The organism is Merdimmobilis hominis (assembly GCF_016901855.1).
In the GTDB taxonomy this organism is placed as follows: Bacteria; Bacillota; Clostridia; order Oscillospirales; family Ruminococcaceae; genus Paludihabitans.
Genome location: NZ_JACJKY010000030.1, coordinates 1 through 20,636 on the forward strand (window position 1 = coordinate 1; position 20,636 = coordinate 20,636).

A 20,636-nucleotide genomic window follows, 5' to 3' on the forward strand; every position below is an offset into this window, starting at 1 on the left:
TGCTGTTTTCAGGGTGTAAGCGACAGCAACGGTGTTTTTTATCTCTGTAAAACCTCTTTAGTGTGGTTTCGTTGTCTACCAGCGCAACAACAATATCTCCTTCTTCTGCAGTATTTTGCTTCCTGACTACCACAAGATCGCCGGGTTCAATACCTGCCTCAATCATAGAGTATCCGCTTGCCCGCAGGAGGTAAAAATCTCCCTGTCCGAACAGTGCCACAGGCAAAGGCACATATTCTTCAAAGTTTTCTTCAGCGTATTCCGGCAGACCGCAGGACACATTGCCGAGTATCGGGACACGGTTGAGTTCAGGGCTTGCTTGGATTGTATCGTTGATTACAATTCCCCGTTTTCTTCGTGTTAGGATCCCTCGTTCTTCCATTTCGGCGAGGTATTTATACACATTGCTCTTTACTGTGCCGACAGCTTCTGCAATCTGTGCCATTGTCGGTGTTCTGTGATATATAAACTGAAATTCTAAAATATATTCTTTAATTTTCTGAATGCGCTCCTCACTTTTTGCCATGATTCTGTCATCCTTTCATGCAGAGAACTTTTTGTTCTCTGTGCCTTGATTGTATCAGAACAGATGTTCTAATACAATAGCAAAAAAATGAGGTGGGTTCGTTTCAACCCACCTCAAGTAAATTTTATCTATTGAAACTTCTGCAGAAGGTTTTGAAAGCCGTCCACAGCCTCCTGCGGCGCCTGTATCTTCATTCTGCCTCCAAAGGAAAACACCCATCCGTAAAAGGTCTGGCTGAGGGAAACTTTGACGGTTGCTGAAAAATGATCCTCGTCTGCCGGGGTAACCGGCACACTTTCTCCGAACCGGTCTATTACATAGGTCATCAGCTCATTTTCGCACAAAAGAGCGATTGCTCTTTCTGTTCCTTCATACATGGAGAATACCTGTGAAAAGTAGTCGGATACCTTAAAGCCTTCCGGTTTTCTCGCCGCAAACTTCTCGCTGATCTTCATGCCATATATTCGGTCAATACGGAATTTCACAATTTTTTGATGGCTGTCACTGTAGCCGATTACATAATAGCTGTCATCGTTCCAGATCAATGCAAAAGGAGAGAATACATAGATTTTTCCGTTATGCTTCAGATCTTTCTTTTTATCGGGTGTGTAATAGTAATATTGGAAAGTCACACGCTTTTTTAACCGTATAGCCTGATGGATCAGATCAACGGTGAAATAGATGCTTTCATTTCCTGCTTTCAACCGATTGTCGACATAGAGGTGCCGTTTTAGGATATCTGCCTGCGGCTCTCCCACAAACAGGGATAGTTTCTTAATCAGAGTTTTACTCTTTTTAGCGGTTATGAAACGGGCTGACTGCACAGCATCTACCAATAACTTTATTTCCGGCACTTCAAAGACACGCTCACCGATATGATATTGATTCTGTGTACTGTGATTGCATATGATATCTATGCCGAATCCCGTGAGAAGATTGATGTCTGCCTGCAGAGTCTTTCGTGTTGTTTCAATACCGTTGTGCTGGAGGTATTCACCGATTTCCTTTAAGGTGGCAGGGTGTTCTTCATCAGTCTTCTCCCATAAGTATTTCAAGGTGAGGAGCAGGCGTTTTTGGCTGTTCATTTTTTCACCCCCGTTTCTTTATAAAAAGGCGGCAACAGGCTAAATCAGTCCGTTGCCGACCCCTTTAATTATTAGATTTTAGTTCGTTTGTTTCTTTTTCTTGTATGTCACTGCACTGAGCGCACCGCCCGACAAAAACAACAGTGCCACCCATAGCAATATATTGCTGCTGTCACCGGTCTGAGGAGAATCGGTGTCTTCATCACCCGGCTCTGTCGGTTTGTAGTTCGGATCAGCTGCGCCGCAGACGGTGCATTTGCCGTCTTCATAGCTGTGACCGGTAGCCGGAATATCCGCCACTTCCTTCATATCCGTATAGGTCTTACCGTTAAATTCGACGGTCGCCGTATAGGTGGTTACGCCTGTTTCCGTACAGGTTGCAGGCGTCTTGACCTCCGATGTAACAGTTACCTCCGGAGTTTCCTTATGGGTTTCATCGTTCTCACAGGTAAAGGTCACCGTACAGGTCTTGCCGTCCTCCGACCAGCTCCATTCCGGTTCGCCCCAATTATGTCCTGTGGCTGGAATAATAGTTTGTTCTAAAGTGGTTTCTTCTGTAGCATTTTCATCAAAGAAGTATTTGTTACAGTTCTTACAGAACCAGTATTCTTCGTTACCTTCCGCTGTGCAGGTAGGAGCTTTATAATCCACTTTTTGTAAATTATGTGTAACTGCCGGGAACTGCAAAGTGAAGGTGAATGTTTTTCCGTCATCTGACACACCTTGTCCTGTTTTCACAACCGCAGTAACACCATCTATTTGGTATTCTTCTTTATAGAAGTTTTCTGCAAATTGATTTAAATCCTGCCAATCGTATATGATAAACTGACTGGGATCAAAATCCTCTGCAAAATAATAGCTATCTCTATTTGTACCACTGATATCGGTTCTCATGACAACTGTCAATTCGGGAATATCTCCCGCCTGCCAAGTTTTTCCGTCAATGTCTGAATAACCGCTCCATACGGCAGAAGTAACAGCTGCATAAAATTCATTTGGAACATCAATATAGGTCTTACCGGGTTCTTTATCCACTACATCACCGGAGCACTCTGGAGCGAACGCAACATGAAGCGGGCCGCCTGCTACAAGTTTTTCCGTAACAATCAAGCAAGGATCCCCATAAGTGCTTGTTCTGCACTTTAGGGCAAACTTTCCATTTTCGGTATCGTTCAACACGAAATTGTCTGCCCATTCAGGACTTTCTTCCGGTACTTCAATCACGAGAGTACCGTTTGCAAGACTGCTTGGAGTAACGGTCACAGGCTGTTCAACCGTACTGGTTTTTGCAATGCTTCCTGTACCGTTCAAAACTAAAGCTGCATTTCCTTTCGCCACAAAATCATTACAGCTAAATTTTCCGTTCAGTGTTGACTCATCCATTTCCAAAGTGTTGGTTTGTAAATTCTGACTGCCCAAAGAAGAATTTTTCAATGTCACAGAATCCAAATCTGAAACACTTATATTTCCGCCGGAAACATTTTGGAATATCAAGCTGCCGGTTCCCGTTGAATTTGGATATTTGGTAAACAAATCACTGCTGACAGCAAAATCGATGTTATCAAAAGTGACTGTAACGCCATCTCCGATGTATGTTTCTTTCCATGTGGTCAGCGTACTTTTTTCTGCACCCGAGCCTTTAATTGTTATATTTTCTAAGAACGAATAGACATAATAACCACCTGTTGCGTCATAATCTCCGATCAAAAAGATTGTGCCGCCTGCCGCAATGTTATCAATAGCTTTATCGAGCGTCTTCAAAGGCTGATCTTCTGTACCGGCATTACTGTCGTTTCCGTTTATCATATCAACATATAAAGTTGTTTTATCAACAGAAGCAACGGTGCCGGACCATTTTGTAATTGATGTTTGGAAGCTAGAACCTGAATAAACCATAACATACGGAATGTTGGTTTTAAAACTGGCAGTGACTGAAATCTGTTTACCACCCATTTCTATCGGTATTTGACAAGTTGCTTCATTGGACAATATTGTAGAGTTTCCTGTCCACTGGAACTTAAAAACTTCCGCCGGATCAATCCCATCGACTAGATTATCGATTGTAGCGGTAACCGTATTGCCCGGAATTAAATCTGTTTCATCTATAGAAAAAGTTGCTTTTTTTGATGAATCTTTAAGGATATTGATCTTGTAGTTCGTACTTTCAGCAGTAAACATTTCGCTGGGAATCGCTCCATAATCGATACAAACTGTTTTGTTACATGTTTCTGTACTGCATATACCGGTTCCCGTTGTCTTGGCATGCCAGAATAAATTACCGCCATTATCGGTTTGCTTTGTCATCAAAATGGTACCATTGTTCTCAACGGTTCCATACACATGTGCCGGCCAAGAAACACTGGTTGCTACAACTTTTAATGTAGCACCGTCTGAAATAATAAGGTTACCGGTTTGAAAATCACTTGCACTACTCACTGTCAAAGTGTAACCGGAATCTATCACGATTGTTTTATCCGTATTTAATTCGCCGGTATAAACGGTCATGTTGCCTGCAACATGAATTTCTGTGATTTCCGAATCTTTCAGAGCTGCTGAAAGGCCGTTTTTTTCCGTAACTTTTGTTGAGCCGGTCGCAAATACTGTTGTCGGCAACAGCGCAATAATAAGCACAAGAGATAGTAAGATCGCAAATGCTCTGTTACATGATTTAGACTTCATGAATTTTTTTCCTCCGTTTTGTTTTCTTTTGCGAACAGCTTTAATAAGGAGCGCATTTTTAAATATTATCTGCTATATTTTCTCTTGCGATTGTAAAGAACGGTGCCGGTCAGGGCAGTACCCGCAGCCAGCATAACCGCAATCCAAAGAGCAATATTGCTGTTGTCGCCGGTTTCAGGGGAAGTGTTTTCGCCGGTTGCCGGAATTTCAACTGCTGCTTTTGCATATCCGCAGACGGTGCATTCCTCATGCTTGGAACCTGCCTCGGTTGCAGTTGCCTCTTTGTCGATTACCCATACAAAGGTGTGCGCTGCGCCGTCCAGTTTTTCACCGCATGAGCAAAGCTTCCAATGATTGTTTTCGTCGTGCTGCCAATCACCCTGAGCAGCGCAGATGTGCTTATCAACCGTAATCGTTACTGGATCAGAAGCTAATTCCGTTCCGTTTCCTTTCACGCGTACCAAATAGGTACCGGGCTCAAGATCCGTTACGCTGTTGCCTGTAACAGCAATCCATGTATCGCCGTCAGCAGCCTTGTATTCCATTGTACTGTCAACGCCGGTAATCATACCGTCATTTTGCTCAGTTGTTGTGCAGCCATTTGCGCCCACTGAGGTCGGTGCAGCCGCTTTTGTGATTGTAATTGACTGGATTTCGGAATCATTCGTCTCGTGAAAATCACCGGGCAGATAAACCAAAATACCGTTTTCAACCGTGACACCGGTAATCGCAACGGTTGTATCTGTAATGTCTAACCAAGTGTTACCGCCGTCAAGGCTGTATTTCATACCGGCAGCAACATTTGACAGTATACCGCCGTTTTCGCTGTCTGCGTTAAATATCGCTTCAGGTGCTGCGGGGACATTCAGTTCCCAAAGGAGACGAACATCGCCTGTCACTTTGTCAGCAAACCAAGTATTCGGTGCATAGACATTGAGTTTTTCAAATAATTCCGCTTTATCTGCAACTTTTTCGGTGTTTTTGTCTTCATTCTCTAAGCAGTAGTTATTGTTCACTTCAACATGACCGTTCACCTTCGGAGAAAGCGGAGAGTTGTTTCCTGAAGAAGAACTCAGCGTGCCGATGGAATAGCAGCCGCTTATTGTGGAAGCATCACTCGTACTATTTTCTGCTACGAAATATCCTGCGATTCCGCCTGCATTTACAGATGAACTGCTTGTGATAGAAACCGCACCCCAGTTATAACAGCTTTCAATGACACGGGTATTTGTATAATATGTATCATAAATTGAACCGATAATTCCTCCGCCATGTGAACTATCCCCTGCGGTAATGTCAAGGGTACCATTATTGAAGCACTGGCGGATTGTGCCGCCGAGCATGTGACCGGCGATACCGCCTGCATTTACCACTGTGGCATTTACGGTAATCGAGCCGCTGTAGCCGCAGTATTCCACAACACCGGGGAAATTGGAGTAGCTATATATCTGACCTGCAATTCCGCCCACATTGATTTTCGTGTTTTCACCATCCTCAAAGCGGATCACCACATCCGAACTGCAGTGGCTGACTGTGCCTTCAGTATATCCGCAAATACCGCCCACATTCAGATAGCCCAATTTAACGCCGGTAGGGATGTTCACAATAATTTCACCGGACACATTCAGGTTGGAAACGGTTCCTCTTTGAATGCCAAACAAACCGAAATAATAGAACCGCTGATTGACATCGTTTGTTATGAACATTCCTTCTTGCTGGGTAAATAAAATGGTATGGCCATTGCCGTCAAAACTGCCGTCAAACTGGAACACAGGTTTCCAATCGGCGGAGGTCAGTTCCAGGTCAGCAGTCAGGACAAAGTATTCTCCTGCGCCGTTGTAATCTTCTGACTGCATCTGCTGGGCAAAATAAGCAAACTGCTCTGAATTGGCAATCACATAAGGATTGTCCTGCGTGCCGTCGCCGCTTTCATAGCCGGACGCCACTGTTACGCCGTCCCACTTATCCTTTGTACCACAGTAGTCAGGCAGGGGCAGAGTAAGGTAGAAATCGCTTGTAGGAGTACCGGAAATGGTGATTTGGGTATCGCTGTTTCTTGTAACGGTAATGCCGTTATTGCTCAAAGTATCGCCGTAGTCCTCCGGGAAACAGTAATCCTCTACTGTAGTGTAAACAATATCCTCAATAGGAGCACTGTCTAAAGAAACCTGATTTTCCTCGCCGGAATTCTCATCCCGCACCAGTTTTGCATTGCTGGTGATGCCAACGCTGTATGCGTTTACCGTATCAGCATACGAAGCATAGGTCAGCATAGCGTCTGCGTCTGTCTTTTCCAGCCACACTTTGCAGTTTTCAAAAGAGGTGATTTTGCCGCCGCTGAGATCAGAAGCAGAAAAGGTCATATCGCCGGAAACGGCTTTCGCCCAGGCACCCTCGCCGCACTGCACAACCAGAAAAGTTCCCTCTGGCGCATCATTTACCGTCACATATTCCATAGCAGGTGCGGTGATATGCGCTTCACCCAAATCGACCTTATATTGTTCCGCATCCATGCGCAGGGTAAAAGTCTTGCGGTCGTAAGAATCTTTCTGTTCTCCTTCCGCTGTTACTCCTTCATATATGGAACCAAACAGGACATTAGAAGTATCCAGCTGGAACACAGGAAGATAGTCCCGCTTATCATCTGCCCACCTTAAATCAACGCCATTGTTCGAGTTCACCAGTACACGGTCAATATTGTTAGGACCACTGACCCAAGCAGAACGAGTGAACGAACCAATCACATTGGTTTTAAGGCTGACCTTTAATTCGGTTCCCAAATTTTTCGCACTGTTAGAGCCCACGGTTACAAACTGGATCCGACCTTCGGAAACCGGTTTGTAATCGGTGGAATATGTGGGATACAAAAGCTCTGTGGAATGATAAACGCGGGGATTTCCGTTATCATCCGTGTTATAAACATCCGCAGTATAAATGGTTGTGGGAATGATCATATCCAGCTGAGCGTCTGTAAACCAGCAGGCGCTGTTACCGGATTCTGTATAGCTTTGGAAAGCTGCGCGCATATCGCTGGCACCGTAATGGTTGGGAGCGACTTTCTCAGGTACAAATCCATCCTCATAGATAACATCCCAAGCGGAGTCATAGTCTTTAACATCCGTGCTGCTGGAAAAATAACTCGAAGGTGTAGAATTTTGTGAAAGCAGTACCAGTCCGCCACCCACCGGATCAACGCCTACAATAGACCATGTCTTGCTTTTTCCGAAATAGACCTTTTTAAAAGTCTTGTCGACCGTTGAATCATCCATATCAAAATTCGCCCGCAGCTCATCCGCCGTGGCAAAATTCTCCACCGCAGGAGCGGTGTTTTCCACAGGATCGCTTGCAAAAACCGTCGTGGGAACCATCCCCACAATGAGCATGAGCGACAAGATTACCGCACAGACTCTGTTTACTGATTTGTGTTTCATAAGTTTTCCTCCTTTGGTTTACTTTCTTTTAAAAACAGCCTCAGCGATGTGCGTATCGCGCCAAGCTGTAATTTCAGATATTCTTCGTCCTCAAACAAAGCGTAATGAACGCATGCGCGAACAAAAATGTAGGTCATTCCCTGAATGAAATCTGCAGGCATACCCAGCTTTTTAGAAAGCTGTACGGCATATTCGTGATAGCGTACATTTACACCTTTAAAAAATTCTTTGCCGTATTCTCGATACTTGGGACTTGCATAAACTTGATACATAAAGCGGTATTTTGCTCCGTGCATCTTTGCAGTAAGATAAGGCATCTCACGCAGAAAGCGTTCAATATCTTCAAAACTTGTCGGTGCATTTGCCATAAAATCGTCTTCCACTTTTGCCATGCAGTAGGCAGTTGATTCAATGACAAGATTGTCTTTCGATCCAAAATAATAAATCAAAGCACCATTAGTAATCCCACAGGCATCCGCCAGCTTTTTCATTCCGGTGTTTTCCAGACCGCTTTCGCAAAATGTGTCAAAACAAATCTTCAACAGTTCGATTCTTCGTTCAAGATTGGGCTTTGGTCCCGGCATCCGGCTCCTCCTTTCAAAACTACTAACTGAACGGTTAATAATTCTGCTTTTATTATAACAAAGGAGGAGAAAAAGTCAATCTGTTTGTGCAATATTTCACATATTAGTCGAAAAATTTTTCTTTTAGAGCGTTGGCTCCTTTCTTAAATTAGTAGCATTTTTTGCATGGTTCATAACCTCGGTTTTCAGCTTCTTCTATGGTAATCTGTGTAGGATTTTTCATGTTGCTGCAGTTTGGATTGCTGTGATATTTACTGCCGGTTTTCGGTATCCACACCATATCTTCAACCGGTGTTTGATTTTGCAGTTTACTTTCGGTATTTTCTGTTTTTGACGGTGATTCTGAACTTTTTCCAACACTTTTTCCGGTCGCATAATCAATAGTTATACCCGGCTGCACATTATAGCAGTAAACATTAAAACAAATTCCTTCACCGTTATCCTCGACGGAATATGCTTCCATCTGCACTCCGCTGCATACAAGATTGTTTTTCTCGAAAACAGGCGTCACTCTGTATGCAACATGATTTCCGGTTTCTTGTATGTAGTCCGCCACCATATTCTCAAAGGGGAGCATCCCTTCGGTGTTCATGTATCTTGTGCCGGTGATCAGGTTTTTTTCGTTGGCATTTTCGGCAGAGAGCTGCCAGCCTATGAGGTGACAGCGATTCCAAAGGTATCCTCCTGAAATACCGCTGTATTTTGCCTGTTTCCAGCCGCTTGGATATATGTTACTGATACTTGTGCGTTCTTCACTTTCTCCCGGCATTATCTCAGTTCCACAAGAAGCGATTGCTGTGCCACAGCGACCGTTGCTGTCAAGAGCTGCATATTTTTCGTATGCGTTTGTTGTTAGCTCAGCAGCACTAAAATTAGGTTGGTTGTCATTGATAACCACATACGCCGAGCCTGAATATAATTCAGGCAAAATTCCTCTGCCCCGTACAGCAAAAAAATGTGCTACCTGCCGCTACTGGGAAGGATCTATCAGTATACGCAATCGTTTGTGTATAGAATTCAGTAAATACCAAAAAGCGACTTGTAATCTAACCGGTTTTGAAAAAGCAGGTTTACACTCATGTTCTGATCATGAATTTAAAGTCAACCTGTAAGATAAAAATCATAAGTGCTGTCCGTTGTTCTTTGAAAATAACGGACAGCTTTTTTATTGTATGAAAAGGAGGATAGCAATGAAGTTTTTCATCATTGGATTTCTAAGCACATTTACAATACTTTTGACAACAGATAGAATACTAAAAGAAACAAAGCGGAGGGATCTGTAATGCTGATGTTTTTAACTGCACTTTCTAAAATTGCAGTGGATTCTTTTCTCACAGGAGTCACCTGTGCTATTTCGTTATATTGTGGTGTGAAAACTCCAAAAAACAGGAGGACAAAATGATAAAAATAACCTCACCGGCTGATTTAAAGAAAATACATGATTCATATATTTCCCTATATATTCAAAATCTATTGGAATATATCCTAAGAGAATATATCTCCTATTGTCCTGATCAATCCATAGAGGAGCAGATCGGGGCAATTTTTTTATTGGAACAAGAATCTGATATACACTTATATCAACAAATGGGATTGTCATCACCACTGAAAGAATCACAGTTTGAATGGCTAAAACAACTTTCATACGGATATTCAAATGGATGCATCGTTCTAGACAATGATCGGGCGATCAATATTATTGGGAAAAGCTCATATTTCAAACCAATACAGGAGGAAACAAAATGAACTATGCAAAAGAACTGATTGAACGCACAAGTACCGTTAATACAACAGCTGTATTTTCTAAAACAGGAAATGAAAGATATCTGTTGAAATCACAATGGGATTCAACGGGTAAATCACTTGTCATCATTATGACTTTTCCGTCATTGGCAGATGAACTGATTTTCGATCAAACCACGATGCTGGTAAGAAACAATGCAGTAAAACACGGATTTGGTTCAGTGTCTATTGTGAATCTCTTTCCCAGTATTGGAGGCAATGCTCAGAAGCCGAGCAAGCAGAACAGTTCTATTGTCCTGCAGGAATGCGAAAACGCTGACACGATCATTGTGGCATACGGCAGAGATAAAAGCAACGAAGAAGCAAAGCAACAGTTTCTTCAAATGCTGTCACTCCATTCAGAAAAACTCCACACCATCATTGACAAGAAAGGGTTGCCTTTCTCTCATCCGCTGTCACCTTTGGCTCATGAATGGAAGGTGGAGCAGCTGAATATCAGCAAATAAAACATCATCTGTCTGTGTGCCATGCTTCTCATGGGGAAACGGGAAATCGGGGAATCGGATTTTTTCCAAGCACTTTCAAGCTGGAAACACAATCCGGTTTTCCCCGTCTTTCTTTTTCATCCCCGTTTTTTTGGCTTCCAATTCATGACTCAAAAAATCTCCCGACAGTTTTTTTGAAAAATGCTTGACAAGTTGCTTTTGATTCAATATAATGTTAAATGGATATTTTTATATATCTGCATATGGATGATATGCCAATATAACAACCACAATTTCATATATTTTGCATTTTTATATTTGATAATAATAATTTTAAAAATAATAAAGATGAGTAAAATAAGAATTTGATTGTTGTTTATAAAAAGAATTTTAATTCCAATTTTGGAAATATAATAAATATGTATAATTAAGATTAAAGAAGTTTGATTGCAAAATGTATGTCATTGTACTTGTGCGTACAATGGCTTTTTGTGTTGATTATTGAGCTGTTCATGCTGTATGGACAGCTCTTTTTTTGTTGGTATCATCTTTTGCAAAACACAGCAAAGGGAGGTGAAACCATAAAATTACGGTAATCAAAAAACCGTGCATTCACAACGCCTATTGTGAAAGTATCCCTTAAATTTTTTCTTGTTCGTAAAAATAAGAAGAGGAGGTGTTGTATGGAGATCAATCTATACAATACAGACAATCTAATTTCAGGTTTAGAAAAAATAGAAATTGATGGAACGCTATATGAACACTTGAGCCAAAAGTGTGGCAAAATGTTTCCTTTCATTTTAAGCAAGAAGTATCTATTACGGCTTGAAAAACATGAAAGCGAGCAGGAAACGCAATACTTTCTGCATTCCGTAGCTACGTCATTAAAAGTGTCGGAGCGAATATTGAATCTGGATACAGGGATAACGACTGTAAAGATTCAATATTACAACGGCAGCAGTGAAAGCAGCCATATTTTCGACAGCGAGATTTTTTGCAAATTTGGAGCAAAACTGTTGCTGAACTACGGAATACGATTTGAAGAGAAAAAAAGCGAACACATTCTCCAATATCTCATCAAATCCGAAAGTGTTGCTCCTATTCATAGAATATATTCTACACTGGGATGGAGCAATACACCGAACGGATTGCCATTTAAAAGCAGTCATGCAATAGGTGGGAATTCTGAAACAGCAAGCTATTCCGGAAGTATGGAGTTAATGCCGCATGGTACGCTTAATGCATGGGAGGAAATGGTGAGAACAGAGGTTCTGCCAAATACACCTATGACTGTTGTATTGCTGTTGGGATTTGCAAGTCCTATTCTCGCCTACTTGAACAGGACTTATGACCTCGGCTCCATCATGTTCAATCTTTCCAACAGCTCTTCTAAAGGTAAGACAACTGCCGCTATGCTAGGAGCAAGTGTGTTTTCCTGTCCAATCATGAACAAGGGAACTATGATTAGCTATAATGCAACAGAAAATTCCTTGGTTGAGTTTATTTCCTCATGCAAAGGACACACAGTTGTCTTGGACGAAGTTACAATCAACAGTTCAAGAGACTTCTTGAGACTAATGTACACGATCTGTAACGGGCGGTCAAAAATGCGTCTGAATGGAGATAGTACCCAGAAAGATGTAAAAGACTTTTCGTCCATCATTATATCTACAGCGGAATTTGATCTCATTCATCAAAACATGTCAAACGGTATCAGAACAAGAGTTTTTGAATTAAGGGACGCTTTTACTTCCAGTGCGGAAAACAGCGACAATATTAAACGAACTGTGATGCAAAACTATGCGGTTGCAGGAGAAAAGTTCATAAGATATCTCATTCAAAAAACAGAAATAATAGAATCTGATTATGAAGACAGCAAACAGGAATTGATGTCTCATTGTATGAAAAAGAAAGAGCTGACAGAACGAATTATTTCGAAACTATCTGTCATATCGCTCACTTTAAGATATGTAAAAGAGTGCTTTGGCTTTCATTTTGACGAAAGCAGTATCAAAGAATATTTAATAGAAATTGAAAAAGAAATATGCGACGAAGCTTCCTCTGAAGATGATCTGCTAGAAATCGTCCTACAGGAAGCCACATGCGAAAATAAGAATTATATGAAAGATCATCAACTTCCTCAAGGACGGTGCTTCGGTAATATTCAGGAGCAATCGGATGACTATGTGGAAGTCCAAATCATCGATACAGTATTTGTAAACCTTATGAAGAAACACAACATTCTCGATTGGAAATCTCGTTTAAAGAAATTAAAAGAAAAAAACATCTTGCAAACAGAGTCTGATCGTCTTTACAAGCGGATAACGCTTGTTTCACAATTAGGCAGACAAAAATGCTATTGCTTTAAGATTAAAACAGAAGTCATTACGATAGAACGTCCTACTCCAGATATCAAATCTGCCACGTCTTTGGCAGATTTACAACTAGACGAAGACGAACTTTTTTAAGGAGATGCAGCTATGATATTTTCATTTAAGCCTCAAAGCTTTATTAACCACTTGTCTGAAGGAACTCATGAAGGAACCATCCAAGAGATCAGCTATATTGAAAATGCTCAAATGTTTTGGTTTAAAATCCTTGTCGATCAATCAATATTCACCTGTAGTTTCTCTATTCAATCGCCGTTATTCAACAACTTCGCTTTGCAGTATGTCGATGAAAACGGAAACTTCAGTACGGAAAATCTTATTGGAACAAAAGTGCAGTTTGTTGTAAAAGACCTTGGAGAACCAGAACAGGTACGCTCTAAAGTTACGGCACTGAAAGCAATCGAAAATTAAGCTTTCGTTGTAAATTCATATCTGCGTTCGTGTACGATATGAAGGGATACGGGGTAATCTGAGTGACTTGATCAAAAAATCAGTCTCCCCCGTCTTATAGTGTTTCACTATATTGCACTCAATAAAAAGGAGTGCAGATCATGCAGTTTAAGATTCAATCAATGGAATTCAGTATTCCTCGTGATAAACTTCACGATGACAAAAGTCAACCTGAAAATACAAGTATCTTTGACAACGAACAGGAAATATCTTCAACTTTCCTAAATCCTATTGTAGAACTTTTTGCTGAACTCATACGCAAATAACCTTTTCCTGTGTGTGACAAAAACCGTTTACACACAGGAAATAAAGTCATTTTGAAATATATATTATTTTTTTGATTAAGTTCAATAGGAGGAAGGAAAAATCATGACAAACAAAGTGAAAGTAGTCGGCTATTGCCGATTCAGTTCTTCTAATCAGCGAGAAGAATCTATAACAGCACAAAAGCGTTTCATTTCTATGTATGCGGACAATCATAATATGGAAATTGTCGACTGGTATGCCGACCATGCAAAGACAGGTAAAACCGTTGATCGTCCAGAATTTCAAAGACTGCTTGCTGATGTCAAAGACCATCCGGAGTTTCAGGCGATCATTGTCCATAAATTTGACAGATTTTCACGCAATACAGAGGACACTCTGCATTACAAAAATCTATTCCGTGACTATGGAGTTGATGTCATTTCGATCAGCGAAAATGTTGATGATACGCCAGCAGGAAGAATGATGCTGACGATGATGAGTTCTGTCAATCAGTACTATCTCGACAACCTCAGTCTGGAAGTTATGAAAGGATTGAAAGAGAATGCTTTGCAGTGTAAATGGACAGGTGGTCCAGCACCGCTTGGATACGATCTGCAAGACGGAAAACTGTTCATCAATGAACAGGAAGCAAAAAGCATTCGGCTCATCTTTGAAATGGCGGCAGACGGATATGGATATGGAAAGATCGTCGATAAGCTGAATCTCTTAGGGTATCGCACAAAAGCCGGAAATTCATTCGGAAAAAACAGTTTGTATGAATTGATCAGAAACGAACGATATAAAGGAACGTATATTTTCAACCGCAGAGCTGCTGCAAATTCTCTCAACAAACGTAACAATCATCGCTATAAGCCAGATTCAGAAATTATTCGAATTGAAAACGGCTGTCCGGCTATTGTTTCGAAAGCATTGTGGGAACGTGCAAATGCTGTCATAAAATCTATGCGGCATGCTTATACAAATGCTCGTCATCCTTATTTGCTGACAGGTTTGCTTTATTGCGACTGTGGAGGAAAATTTCATGGGAATATTCGCCGTCACAAAGACAAAAGCTTAGAATATACAACCTATCGATGTTCTCACAGAACAAATAAACACACCTGTGCCACAAAAGAAATTCGTTGCTCCATTCTGGATTCTTGGATCATCGAACAGTTCATAAACTATTTTTTCAATGATGATATCATCCCTGTTATCACAAAACAAGTGAACGAAAAGCTGAAAAGAACCTTTGAGCAGGACGAAGAATTTGTTTCAGTCAAACGCAATTTAGAGGTTTTGGAAAAGAGCCGAAAAAATTTGATCAATGCAATCGCTCAAACAGGCTCCAGTGAAGTATTGGTTCAAGAACTCAAACGATATGAGAACGAAATAGGAGCCGCAAAAGACTTCATAGAATCTCATAAACACAATCAATGTGAAATGGTTATTTCAGAAAATGATGTCAGGGAAAAAATCAATCAGCTAAAGGACTATATGAGCAATCCCAAAAATCTTGTGAGAACAAAGTATATTCTCACTCAGTATATTGAACGGATTGATATTTCCAATGAAACCGTAAAAGTCACCTTTAAGGTGACTTTTTCTATTTCTGATGAAAAACAGCTAAATCCTACTGTCTATCAAAGCGTGTCTATCAAAAGAAAACGGTTAATGTCTCATTACAGTGATCGGTCAGCCTTTTCTGATATCAACCGGATCATAGAAAAACATGTATTTTCCCTCATGCGTGGCGAGTTTCTCAAGACACACATAACAAGAAAAAGTCACGACTGTATATACAATCGTGACTTTCATGGTGGAGGCGAGGGGAGTCGAACCCCTGTCCGAAAACCGTTCCCCAAAGCTTTCTACGAGCGTAGCTTATTCTTTTAACATTCCCTTGCCGATACGCCGAACAGCAGGCTTATCAGTTTAGTAGACCCTTGTGCCTATCAACGGACGGGCCGCGCCGATGATACGTTCCCCACTTGTTTGACGCCCTGTCGGGTCCGTGGGCCCTCCCGGCATGGACGACGCGCCTAATTAGGCAGCGTAAGCTAATTCGTTATTGTTAGCGTTTAAATTTAAAGTGCGGCGATTAAAGAGCTTCCGCCCGCTCTGCTCGCTTACCTCAGTTCTTGATCCCCGTCGAAACCTTTACGCCCCCATAATTGCAGCACAAAGGCTGCTTTTATTTTACAATGATTTTGCCCAAGATGCAAACAGATCAATCCATCCGGCGCATTCGGGCACAACGGTGTTCGCAAACGGTGTTTTTGTTTCCTCGGTCGCCAATGATATGCCGTGCGGTCCGTGCGCATAAATGTGCATTTCCATCGGGATATGATGCGTCTTCAGCGCCATCGCCAACAGCAGGGAATTTTCAACCGGAACACCGTCGTCCTCATCCGTATGCCAGACAAAAACCGGCGGAACCTGATCGTGAACTTGTGTTTCCAGTGAAACGGCATCAACCAATTCATCATACCGGTCGCCAAGCAAATTGACAAATGAATCGCGGTTTGCAAACACGCCGGACGTGATTACCGGATAACAAAGAAGCAGTGAATTTGGCTTCCACGCGGTGCAGTCACCCGGGAACAGGTCGGTCAAAATCGAATGATTCCAAAACACACCAAGACTTGCCGCCAGATGACCGCCTGCAGAGAATCCGGCAACCGTAATCCGACCGGGGTCAACATGCCATTCCGCCGCATGCTGCCGTACCGTCGAAACGGCGAGCGCCAGTTCCGCCAGTGCGCGCGGAAATACCGCGGAAGCCACACTGTAGCGAAGCACAAACGCCTGAAATCCGAGTGCATTCAAACGAATTGCAACCGCTTCCGCTTCCCGGTCAGAGGTCATCATGTATCCGCCGCCCGGACAAATAATCACCGCAGGTCTTACTCGGTTTTCATCGATCTCAGGCGAATTGTCAAGCACATAGGTGTAAAGCTTCGGCGTCCAGCCGTTCGGATTTACGCCGAGCGGTGTATGTTCCAAAGAAATTTCGATTGCCTGATGAACCATGTTATCGATTCCTCTCTTTGATCGCGCGGTCAATCTCACGTTTGGCATCCCGTTTTGCCGCATCCTCACGCTTGTCATACAGTTTTTTGCCCTTGCAGAGTCCTAACTGCATTTTCACGCGCGAGCCTTTGAAGTAAAGCGACAGCGGAATCAGCGTGTATTCCTTCTGCTTGACCAATCCGAACAGCCGGTTGATCTCGCGTTTGTGCATCAAAAGCCGCCGTTCCCTGAGCGGGTCGCGGTTAAAGAGATTGCCGTGATCATAGGGACTGATATGCATTTGCTTGACGTACAGTTCCCCGTTTTCGATGCTGCACCAGCTGTCTTTTAAATTGACGCCGCCGGCACGGAGTGATTTGACCTCTGTGCCCACAAGCTCAATGCCTGCTTCAAAGCTTTCGATTACAAAATATTCGTGGCGCGCCTTTTTATTCTGCGCAATCGTCTTGGTCGAAACCTCTGCCATCGGTCAACCCTCCTTTTTTTCATTCTTTGCTTATTATACGATAAAACGAGCGCGAAATCTTGTCTTTTTTGAAAACAAGCACGCCGTTTTTTACATCGTACTGCGGTTTTCAATCGCCTTGTAAAGCGTCACTTCGTCGGCATACTCAAGATCAGAGCCCACCGGCACACCATACGCTAATCGCGACACCGTCACACCGAGCGGCTTTAACAGCTTGCCGATATACATCGCAGTCGCCTCACCCTCGATCGTCGGGTTTGTTGCCATGATGACCTCTTTGACCGTGCCGTCGTTTACGCGGGAAAGCAGTTCTTTTAAAAAGAGCTGATCGGGACCGATGCCGTCCATCGGGGAAATCAGTCCCCCGAGTACATGGTAAAGCCCGCGGTATTCGCGTGTGCGCTCAAATGCCGCGACATCCTTTGCATCCTCCACCACGCAGATGACCGAGCGGTCACGCGACGGATCGTCGCAGATTTCGCACGTTTCCTTGTCGGTGTAGTTGCGGCAGACACTGCAATAGTGGATTTTCTCGTGCGCATCCATGATGGCGCTCGAAAACGCCTGTGCTTGCTCTTTTGACATCGTGAGCACATAAAATGCAAGCCGCTGTGCCGTTTTCCGGCCGATGCCCGGCAGGGACGCAAACTGTTCAATCAGCCGGGAAAGCGGAAGCACATTGTATTTCATATCGGTTCCCTTCTTCTTACAGCAGGCCGCCGAGTCCGCCCATGTTCATGCCGCCGGTGATCTGATTCATTCTGGTTTCCGAATCAGCTTCCGCTTTGCGCACGCTCTCATTGACCGCACTGATGATCAAATCCTCGAGCATTTCGATATCCTCCGGATCGACAACCTCCGGTTTAATGGACAGCGATTTTAACTCTTTTTTGCCGGTGACAACTGCGGTCACAGCGCCGCCGCCAACCGTTGCCTCATATTCGGTCTGCTCAAGCTCTGCCTGAAGCGTTGTCATTTCCTCCTGCATTTTCTGTGCCTGTTTCATCATGCCGGCCAAATTGCCCGGGCCTTTTCCGTATCCCTGCGGAAGTCTTGCTTTCATATTTCGTTCCTCATTTCATTTTGATTGCATTTTTATTTATTCTTTGATCCCGTACCGTTCGCGCAGACGCTCGCGGTCCTCGGGAATATCGACCCATTCTTCTGTAAATCCGCATGAAATGCAGACATATCGTGTCACCGGAATGGCGGACGACGACATCATGCCCATACGGATGACGTTTCCGTTTGCACCGAACGCGCCGCCCAGTCCGTCTACGCGGACAATCTCTTTACTGCCGCATTTCGGGCAGGTCCATGACTGTTTCATCAAGCATTCATCCTTTCTGACGGGTTTTACGATTCTGCGTGAATCTCAACACCCGCGTCCTGCGCTTTTTTGAGAACATCCAAAAGCGGATCGGCTTGTGCTTTTTTCGCCTTGGCGCCTTTGACGCGCAGTTTATACCGAATTCCTGTCACCTGTTCGGCGGCATCCAAAAACTTCGCGGCGTTGCCCTCCTGCTTAAACATCGAAGCGGCAAACGCGGACGACGAATCAATATAAATCGTAACGCCGTCGGTGAATGCGCGCGCCGACTGCAAAATGCCGTAAAGCGGGCCGCCCGTTTTGGCAAGAAGCAAAAGCACTTCGTCCCACTGCGCAAACGGCAGAATCTCATGAGCAGGCTGCACCCGTGCGGGTTGTACCGGCTCAGGCTTAGTCTGCTCAGATTGCATCTGTTCAGGTTGTGCCTGTTCGGATGGCGCTTCCGGTGTTTCCGGAATGATCACCGGCGAAGACTGTGCCTGCGGCGGTGTGTTTTGGACAGGTTCAGCGGTCTGTTTTGGTAAAGAAGCCGGTTTGCTTTCCGGATATTCTGACGGTGCGGTCGCTGTATGTGCAGGCGTTTTGGTCTGTACCGGAATACCCGTTTCACGCAACGTACGCACAGTCGCTTCGAGCCGGTCAAGCCGTGAGAGCATCGCGGTTTCATCCCGATTTAACGACGGCGTGCACAGCCGCACAAAGCAAAGCTCCAACAAAAGCCGCCGGTCAGCCGTTTTGCCCATCTGATCGAGCGTTTCGCGCATCTGCGTGAGCGCTGACAGCACCGAAGAAAGCGGCAGGGACGATGCCTGCTCTTTGATACGTGCTTCCTCCTCGGGAGAAACGGTCAGCACAGCGGACACGTCCTTCATCGTGTGCACAAGCATCAGATTCCGAAAATGAACGCACAGCTCGCTTAACAGCACAGACAGATCCTTCGCCTTTTCGTAAAGCACACCGATCTGTTCAATCGCGCCGGCGGCATCTGCGCGGATGACGCAGTCCGTGAGTGCGAACAAGTCGTCCCGCCCTGCAACACCGGCGGCATCGACGACCGTTTGCGCGGTGATCTCGTTTGAAAACGACGCGCACTGGTCAAGCAGTGAGATCGCGTCACGCATGCCGCCGTCGGACAGCCGCGCAATCAGCGAAGCGGCGTCCTCGGTGAGCGTGAACGGTTCGTTATCAGCAATATATAAGAGCCGTTTGGCAATGTCCTCTGCACGGATGCGGTGGAAATCGAAACGCTGACACCGCGACAGAATCGTGACCGGGATTTTGTGCACCTCGGTCGTTGCCAAAATGAATTTCACGTGCGGCGGCGGCTCTTCCATGATTTTTAACAGTGCATTGAACGCACCGTCAGAGAGCATGTGCACCTCGTCGATGATATATACACGATAGCGGCATTGTGCCGGCGTGTAGTTTGCCTCTTCGCGGAGCTGACGGATGTTGTCGACGCCGTTGTTGCTCGCCGCGTCGATTTCCATGACGTCGAGCGTTGCGCCCTCGGCAATCGCCTTGCAGCTTTCGCATTCATGGCAGGGGTCGCCGTCGATCGGATGTTCGCAGTTGACTGCCATTGCGAGAATTTTCGCACATGTCGTCTTACCGGTTCCGCGTGAGCCGGTGAACAGATAGGCGTGCGCCGTTTTTCCCTGTGAAACCTCGTTTTGTAAAGTACGCGTCACATGCGGCTGGCTGACCACATCGGCAAACGATGCCGGACGGTATTTTCGATACAATGCAAGATACAACGCTTCTCCCCCTTTCCGCGCAACTTCCGATAAAAGAAATGGCAGTGCAGTCCGGAAAAACCGGCTGCCGTCCAGCCTGACATACGGATATACAGGGTGAACTGCGGCACACAAAAACATCCGCTTAATGCTGCTCGGTTCCCCGCCTGACATGGTTCGCGGCATTCTGTTGCACAGGCCCCATATATCCGTATCTCAGATTGCACAGCTCCTGCGCTGCCAATTCATGATACGCGTATTATTATACTATAAACAAATGCGCAATACAAGCTTTTTTTGCGAAAACGTTTTGGCCTTAAAAAAGAGCGGCAGGGAAATTTCCCTTGCACTTGTCAAGAGAAAGTAGACAGTAAAAAGAATATTTATCAGAAGCCCCGTTCGGTTTTAAACTGAACGGGGCTTCTGTAACCCAATGCAGCGGCCGGACGGTG

At 44.2% G+C, this 20,636-nt stretch carries 17 protein-coding genes, 2 other RNA genes and 1 pseudogene; 6 read left to right on the forward strand and 14 right to left on the reverse strand.

The genetic code is table 11. From position 1 onward, the window contains the following. The 6 genes from lexA to H6A12_RS12045 all read right to left on the reverse strand — a co-directional run. Nucleotides 1-526 (reverse strand): transcriptional repressor LexA (gene lexA / locus H6A12_RS12020; protein WP_204448198.1); only part of this gene is annotated, 526 nt, incomplete at its 3' end. A gap of 128 nt (nt 527-654) precedes the next feature. Beyond that, nucleotides 655-1,611, reverse strand: a complete 957-nt coding sequence (locus H6A12_RS12025) for a helix-turn-helix transcriptional regulator (protein ID WP_204448201.1) — start codon at nt 1,609-1,611, stop codon at nt 655-657. A 78-nt stretch (nt 1,612-1,689) separates the two neighbouring features. Continuing rightward, entirely contained in the window at nt 1,690-4,290 is a 2,601-nt protein-coding gene (locus H6A12_RS12030; RefSeq protein ID WP_204448203.1) for an LPXTG cell wall anchor domain-containing protein, read from the reverse strand. A 65-nt stretch (nt 4,291-4,355) separates the two neighbouring features. Next, nucleotides 4,356-7,721 carry an LPXTG cell wall anchor domain-containing protein gene (locus H6A12_RS12035; protein ID WP_204448205.1) on the reverse strand — a complete coding sequence of 1,122 codons (3,366 nt, stop codon included), beginning with the start codon at nt 7,719-7,721 and terminating at the stop codon, nt 4,356-4,358. Continuing rightward, nucleotides 7,718-8,305: a TetR/AcrR family transcriptional regulator gene (locus H6A12_RS12040; RefSeq protein WP_204448208.1), complete on the reverse strand. Its 588-nt coding sequence runs from the start codon at nt 8,303-8,305 to the stop codon at nt 7,718-7,720. The genes H6A12_RS12035 and H6A12_RS12040 overlap by 4 nt, the downstream gene beginning before the upstream one ends. Nucleotides 8,306-8,453: 148 nt before the next feature. Further along, the gene (locus H6A12_RS12045; protein ID WP_207753225.1) at nt 8,454-9,233 is read right to left on the reverse strand and encodes a DNA/RNA non-specific endonuclease; all 780 of its coding nucleotides are present in this window, start codon (nt 9,231-9,233) and stop codon (nt 8,454-8,456) included. Between the two features lie 470 nt (nt 9,234-9,703). Between H6A12_RS12045 and H6A12_RS12050 the strand changes: the two genes are divergently transcribed. The 6 genes and pseudogenes from H6A12_RS12050 to H6A12_RS13830 form a co-directional block, all read left to right on the forward strand. Next, nucleotides 9,704-10,051: a hypothetical protein gene (locus H6A12_RS12050; protein ID WP_204448211.1), complete on the forward strand. Its 348-nt coding sequence runs from the start codon at nt 9,704-9,706 to the stop codon at nt 10,049-10,051. Continuing rightward, the gene (locus H6A12_RS12055) at nt 10,048-10,554 is read left to right on the forward strand and encodes a DUF1643 domain-containing protein (RefSeq protein ID WP_204448213.1); all 507 of its coding nucleotides are present in this window, start codon (nt 10,048-10,050) and stop codon (nt 10,552-10,554) included. Before H6A12_RS12050 ends, H6A12_RS12055 begins: the two co-directional genes overlap by 4 nt. A 662-nt stretch (nt 10,555-11,216) precedes the next feature. Further along, nucleotides 11,217-13,001 carry a DUF927 domain-containing protein gene (locus tag H6A12_RS12060; RefSeq protein WP_204448215.1) on the forward strand — a complete coding sequence of 595 codons (1,785 nt, stop codon included), beginning with the start codon at nt 11,217-11,219 and terminating at the stop codon, nt 12,999-13,001. A gap of 12 nt (nt 13,002-13,013) precedes the next feature. Then, entirely contained in the window at nt 13,014-13,334 is a 321-nt protein-coding gene (locus H6A12_RS12065; RefSeq protein ID WP_204448217.1) for a hypothetical protein, read from the forward strand. Nucleotides 13,335-13,474: 140 nt separating this feature from the next. Next, entirely contained in the window at nt 13,475-13,639 is a 165-nt protein-coding gene (locus H6A12_RS12070; protein WP_204448219.1) for a hypothetical protein, read from the forward strand. Nucleotides 13,640-13,742: 103 nt separating this feature from the next. Continuing rightward, a pseudogene (locus tag H6A12_RS13830) lies at nt 13,743-14,783 on the forward strand (recombinase family protein); the annotation flags it as partial. 653 nt (nt 14,784-15,436) lie between these two features. Here H6A12_RS13830 and ssrA read toward each other — a convergent pair. The 8 genes from ssrA to ffs form a co-directional block, all read right to left on the reverse strand. Further along, nucleotides 15,437-15,789: a transfer-messenger RNA gene (gene ssrA / locus H6A12_RS12085) on the reverse strand. Nucleotides 15,790-15,818: 29 nt separating this feature from the next. Beyond that, on the reverse strand, nt 15,819-16,652 hold the full coding sequence (locus H6A12_RS12090) for an alpha/beta hydrolase (protein WP_204448221.1): 834 nt from the start codon (nt 16,650-16,652) through the stop codon (nt 15,819-15,821). Nucleotide 16,653: 1 nt separating this feature from the next. Further along, the gene (gene smpB / locus H6A12_RS12095) at nt 16,654-17,118 is read right to left on the reverse strand and encodes an SsrA-binding protein SmpB (RefSeq protein ID WP_204448223.1); all 465 of its coding nucleotides are present in this window, start codon (nt 17,116-17,118) and stop codon (nt 16,654-16,656) included. A gap of 90 nt (nt 17,119-17,208) precedes the next feature. Further along, nucleotides 17,209-17,808 carry a recombination mediator RecR gene (recR, locus tag H6A12_RS12100; protein WP_204448225.1) on the reverse strand — a complete coding sequence of 200 codons (600 nt, stop codon included), beginning with the start codon at nt 17,806-17,808 and terminating at the stop codon, nt 17,209-17,211. Between the two features lie 16 nt (nt 17,809-17,824). Next, complete coding sequence (locus H6A12_RS12105) at nt 17,825-18,181, reverse strand: YbaB/EbfC family nucleoid-associated protein (RefSeq protein WP_204448227.1); 357 nt, start codon at nt 18,179-18,181, stop codon at nt 17,825-17,827. A gap of 36 nt (nt 18,182-18,217) precedes the next feature. Then, the gene (locus H6A12_RS12110) at nt 18,218-18,448 is read right to left on the reverse strand and encodes a hypothetical protein (protein WP_204448230.1); all 231 of its coding nucleotides are present in this window, start codon (nt 18,446-18,448) and stop codon (nt 18,218-18,220) included. 26 nt (nt 18,449-18,474) lie between these two features. Continuing rightward, nucleotides 18,475-20,205: a DNA polymerase III subunit gamma/tau gene (gene dnaX, locus H6A12_RS12115; protein WP_204448232.1), complete on the reverse strand. Its 1,731-nt coding sequence runs from the start codon at nt 20,203-20,205 to the stop codon at nt 18,475-18,477. Nucleotides 20,206-20,291: 86 nt separating this feature from the next. Then, an RNA gene (gene ffs, locus H6A12_RS12120) (signal recognition particle sRNA small type) lies at nt 20,292-20,391 on the reverse strand. Nucleotides 20,392-20,636 lie beyond the last annotated feature (245 nt).

Coding starts and splice junctions, on each gene's coding strand:
- H6A12_RS12035 (WP_204448205.1), bottom strand. CDS start 7,721: ATGAAACACAAATCAGTAAACAGAGTCTGTGCGGTAATCTTGTCGCTC.
- H6A12_RS12025 (WP_204448201.1), bottom strand. CDS start 1,611: ATGAACAGCCAAAAACGCCTGCTCCTCACCTTGAAATACTTATGGGAG.
- recR (WP_204448225.1), bottom strand. CDS start 17,808: ATGAAATACAATGTGCTTCCGCTTTCCCGGCTGATTGAACAGTTTGCG.
- H6A12_RS12070 (WP_204448219.1), top strand. CDS start 13,475: ATGCAGTTTAAGATTCAATCAATGGAATTCAGTATTCCTCGTGATAAA.
- H6A12_RS12065 (WP_204448217.1), top strand. CDS start 13,014: ATGATATTTTCATTTAAGCCTCAAAGCTTTATTAACCACTTGTCTGAA.
- H6A12_RS12050 (WP_204448211.1), top strand. CDS start 9,704: ATGATAAAAATAACCTCACCGGCTGATTTAAAGAAAATACATGATTCA.
- H6A12_RS12040 (WP_204448208.1), bottom strand. CDS start 8,305: ATGCCGGGACCAAAGCCCAATCTTGAACGAAGAATCGAACTGTTGAAG.
- H6A12_RS12090 (WP_204448221.1), bottom strand. CDS start 16,652: ATGGTTCATCAGGCAATCGAAATTTCTTTGGAACATACACCGCTCGGC.
- smpB (WP_204448223.1), bottom strand. CDS start 17,118: ATGGCAGAGGTTTCGACCAAGACGATTGCGCAGAATAAAAAGGCGCGC.
- H6A12_RS12105 (WP_204448227.1), bottom strand. CDS start 18,181: ATGAAAGCAAGACTTCCGCAGGGATACGGAAAAGGCCCGGGCAATTTG.
- H6A12_RS12060 (WP_204448215.1), top strand. CDS start 11,217: ATGGAGATCAATCTATACAATACAGACAATCTAATTTCAGGTTTAGAA.
- H6A12_RS12030 (WP_204448203.1), bottom strand. CDS start 4,290: ATGAAGTCTAAATCATGTAACAGAGCATTTGCGATCTTACTATCTCTT.
- H6A12_RS12055 (WP_204448213.1), top strand. CDS start 10,048: ATGAACTATGCAAAAGAACTGATTGAACGCACAAGTACCGTTAATACA.
- H6A12_RS12110 (WP_204448230.1), bottom strand. CDS start 18,448: ATGAAACAGTCATGGACCTGCCCGAAATGCGGCAGTAAAGAGATTGTC.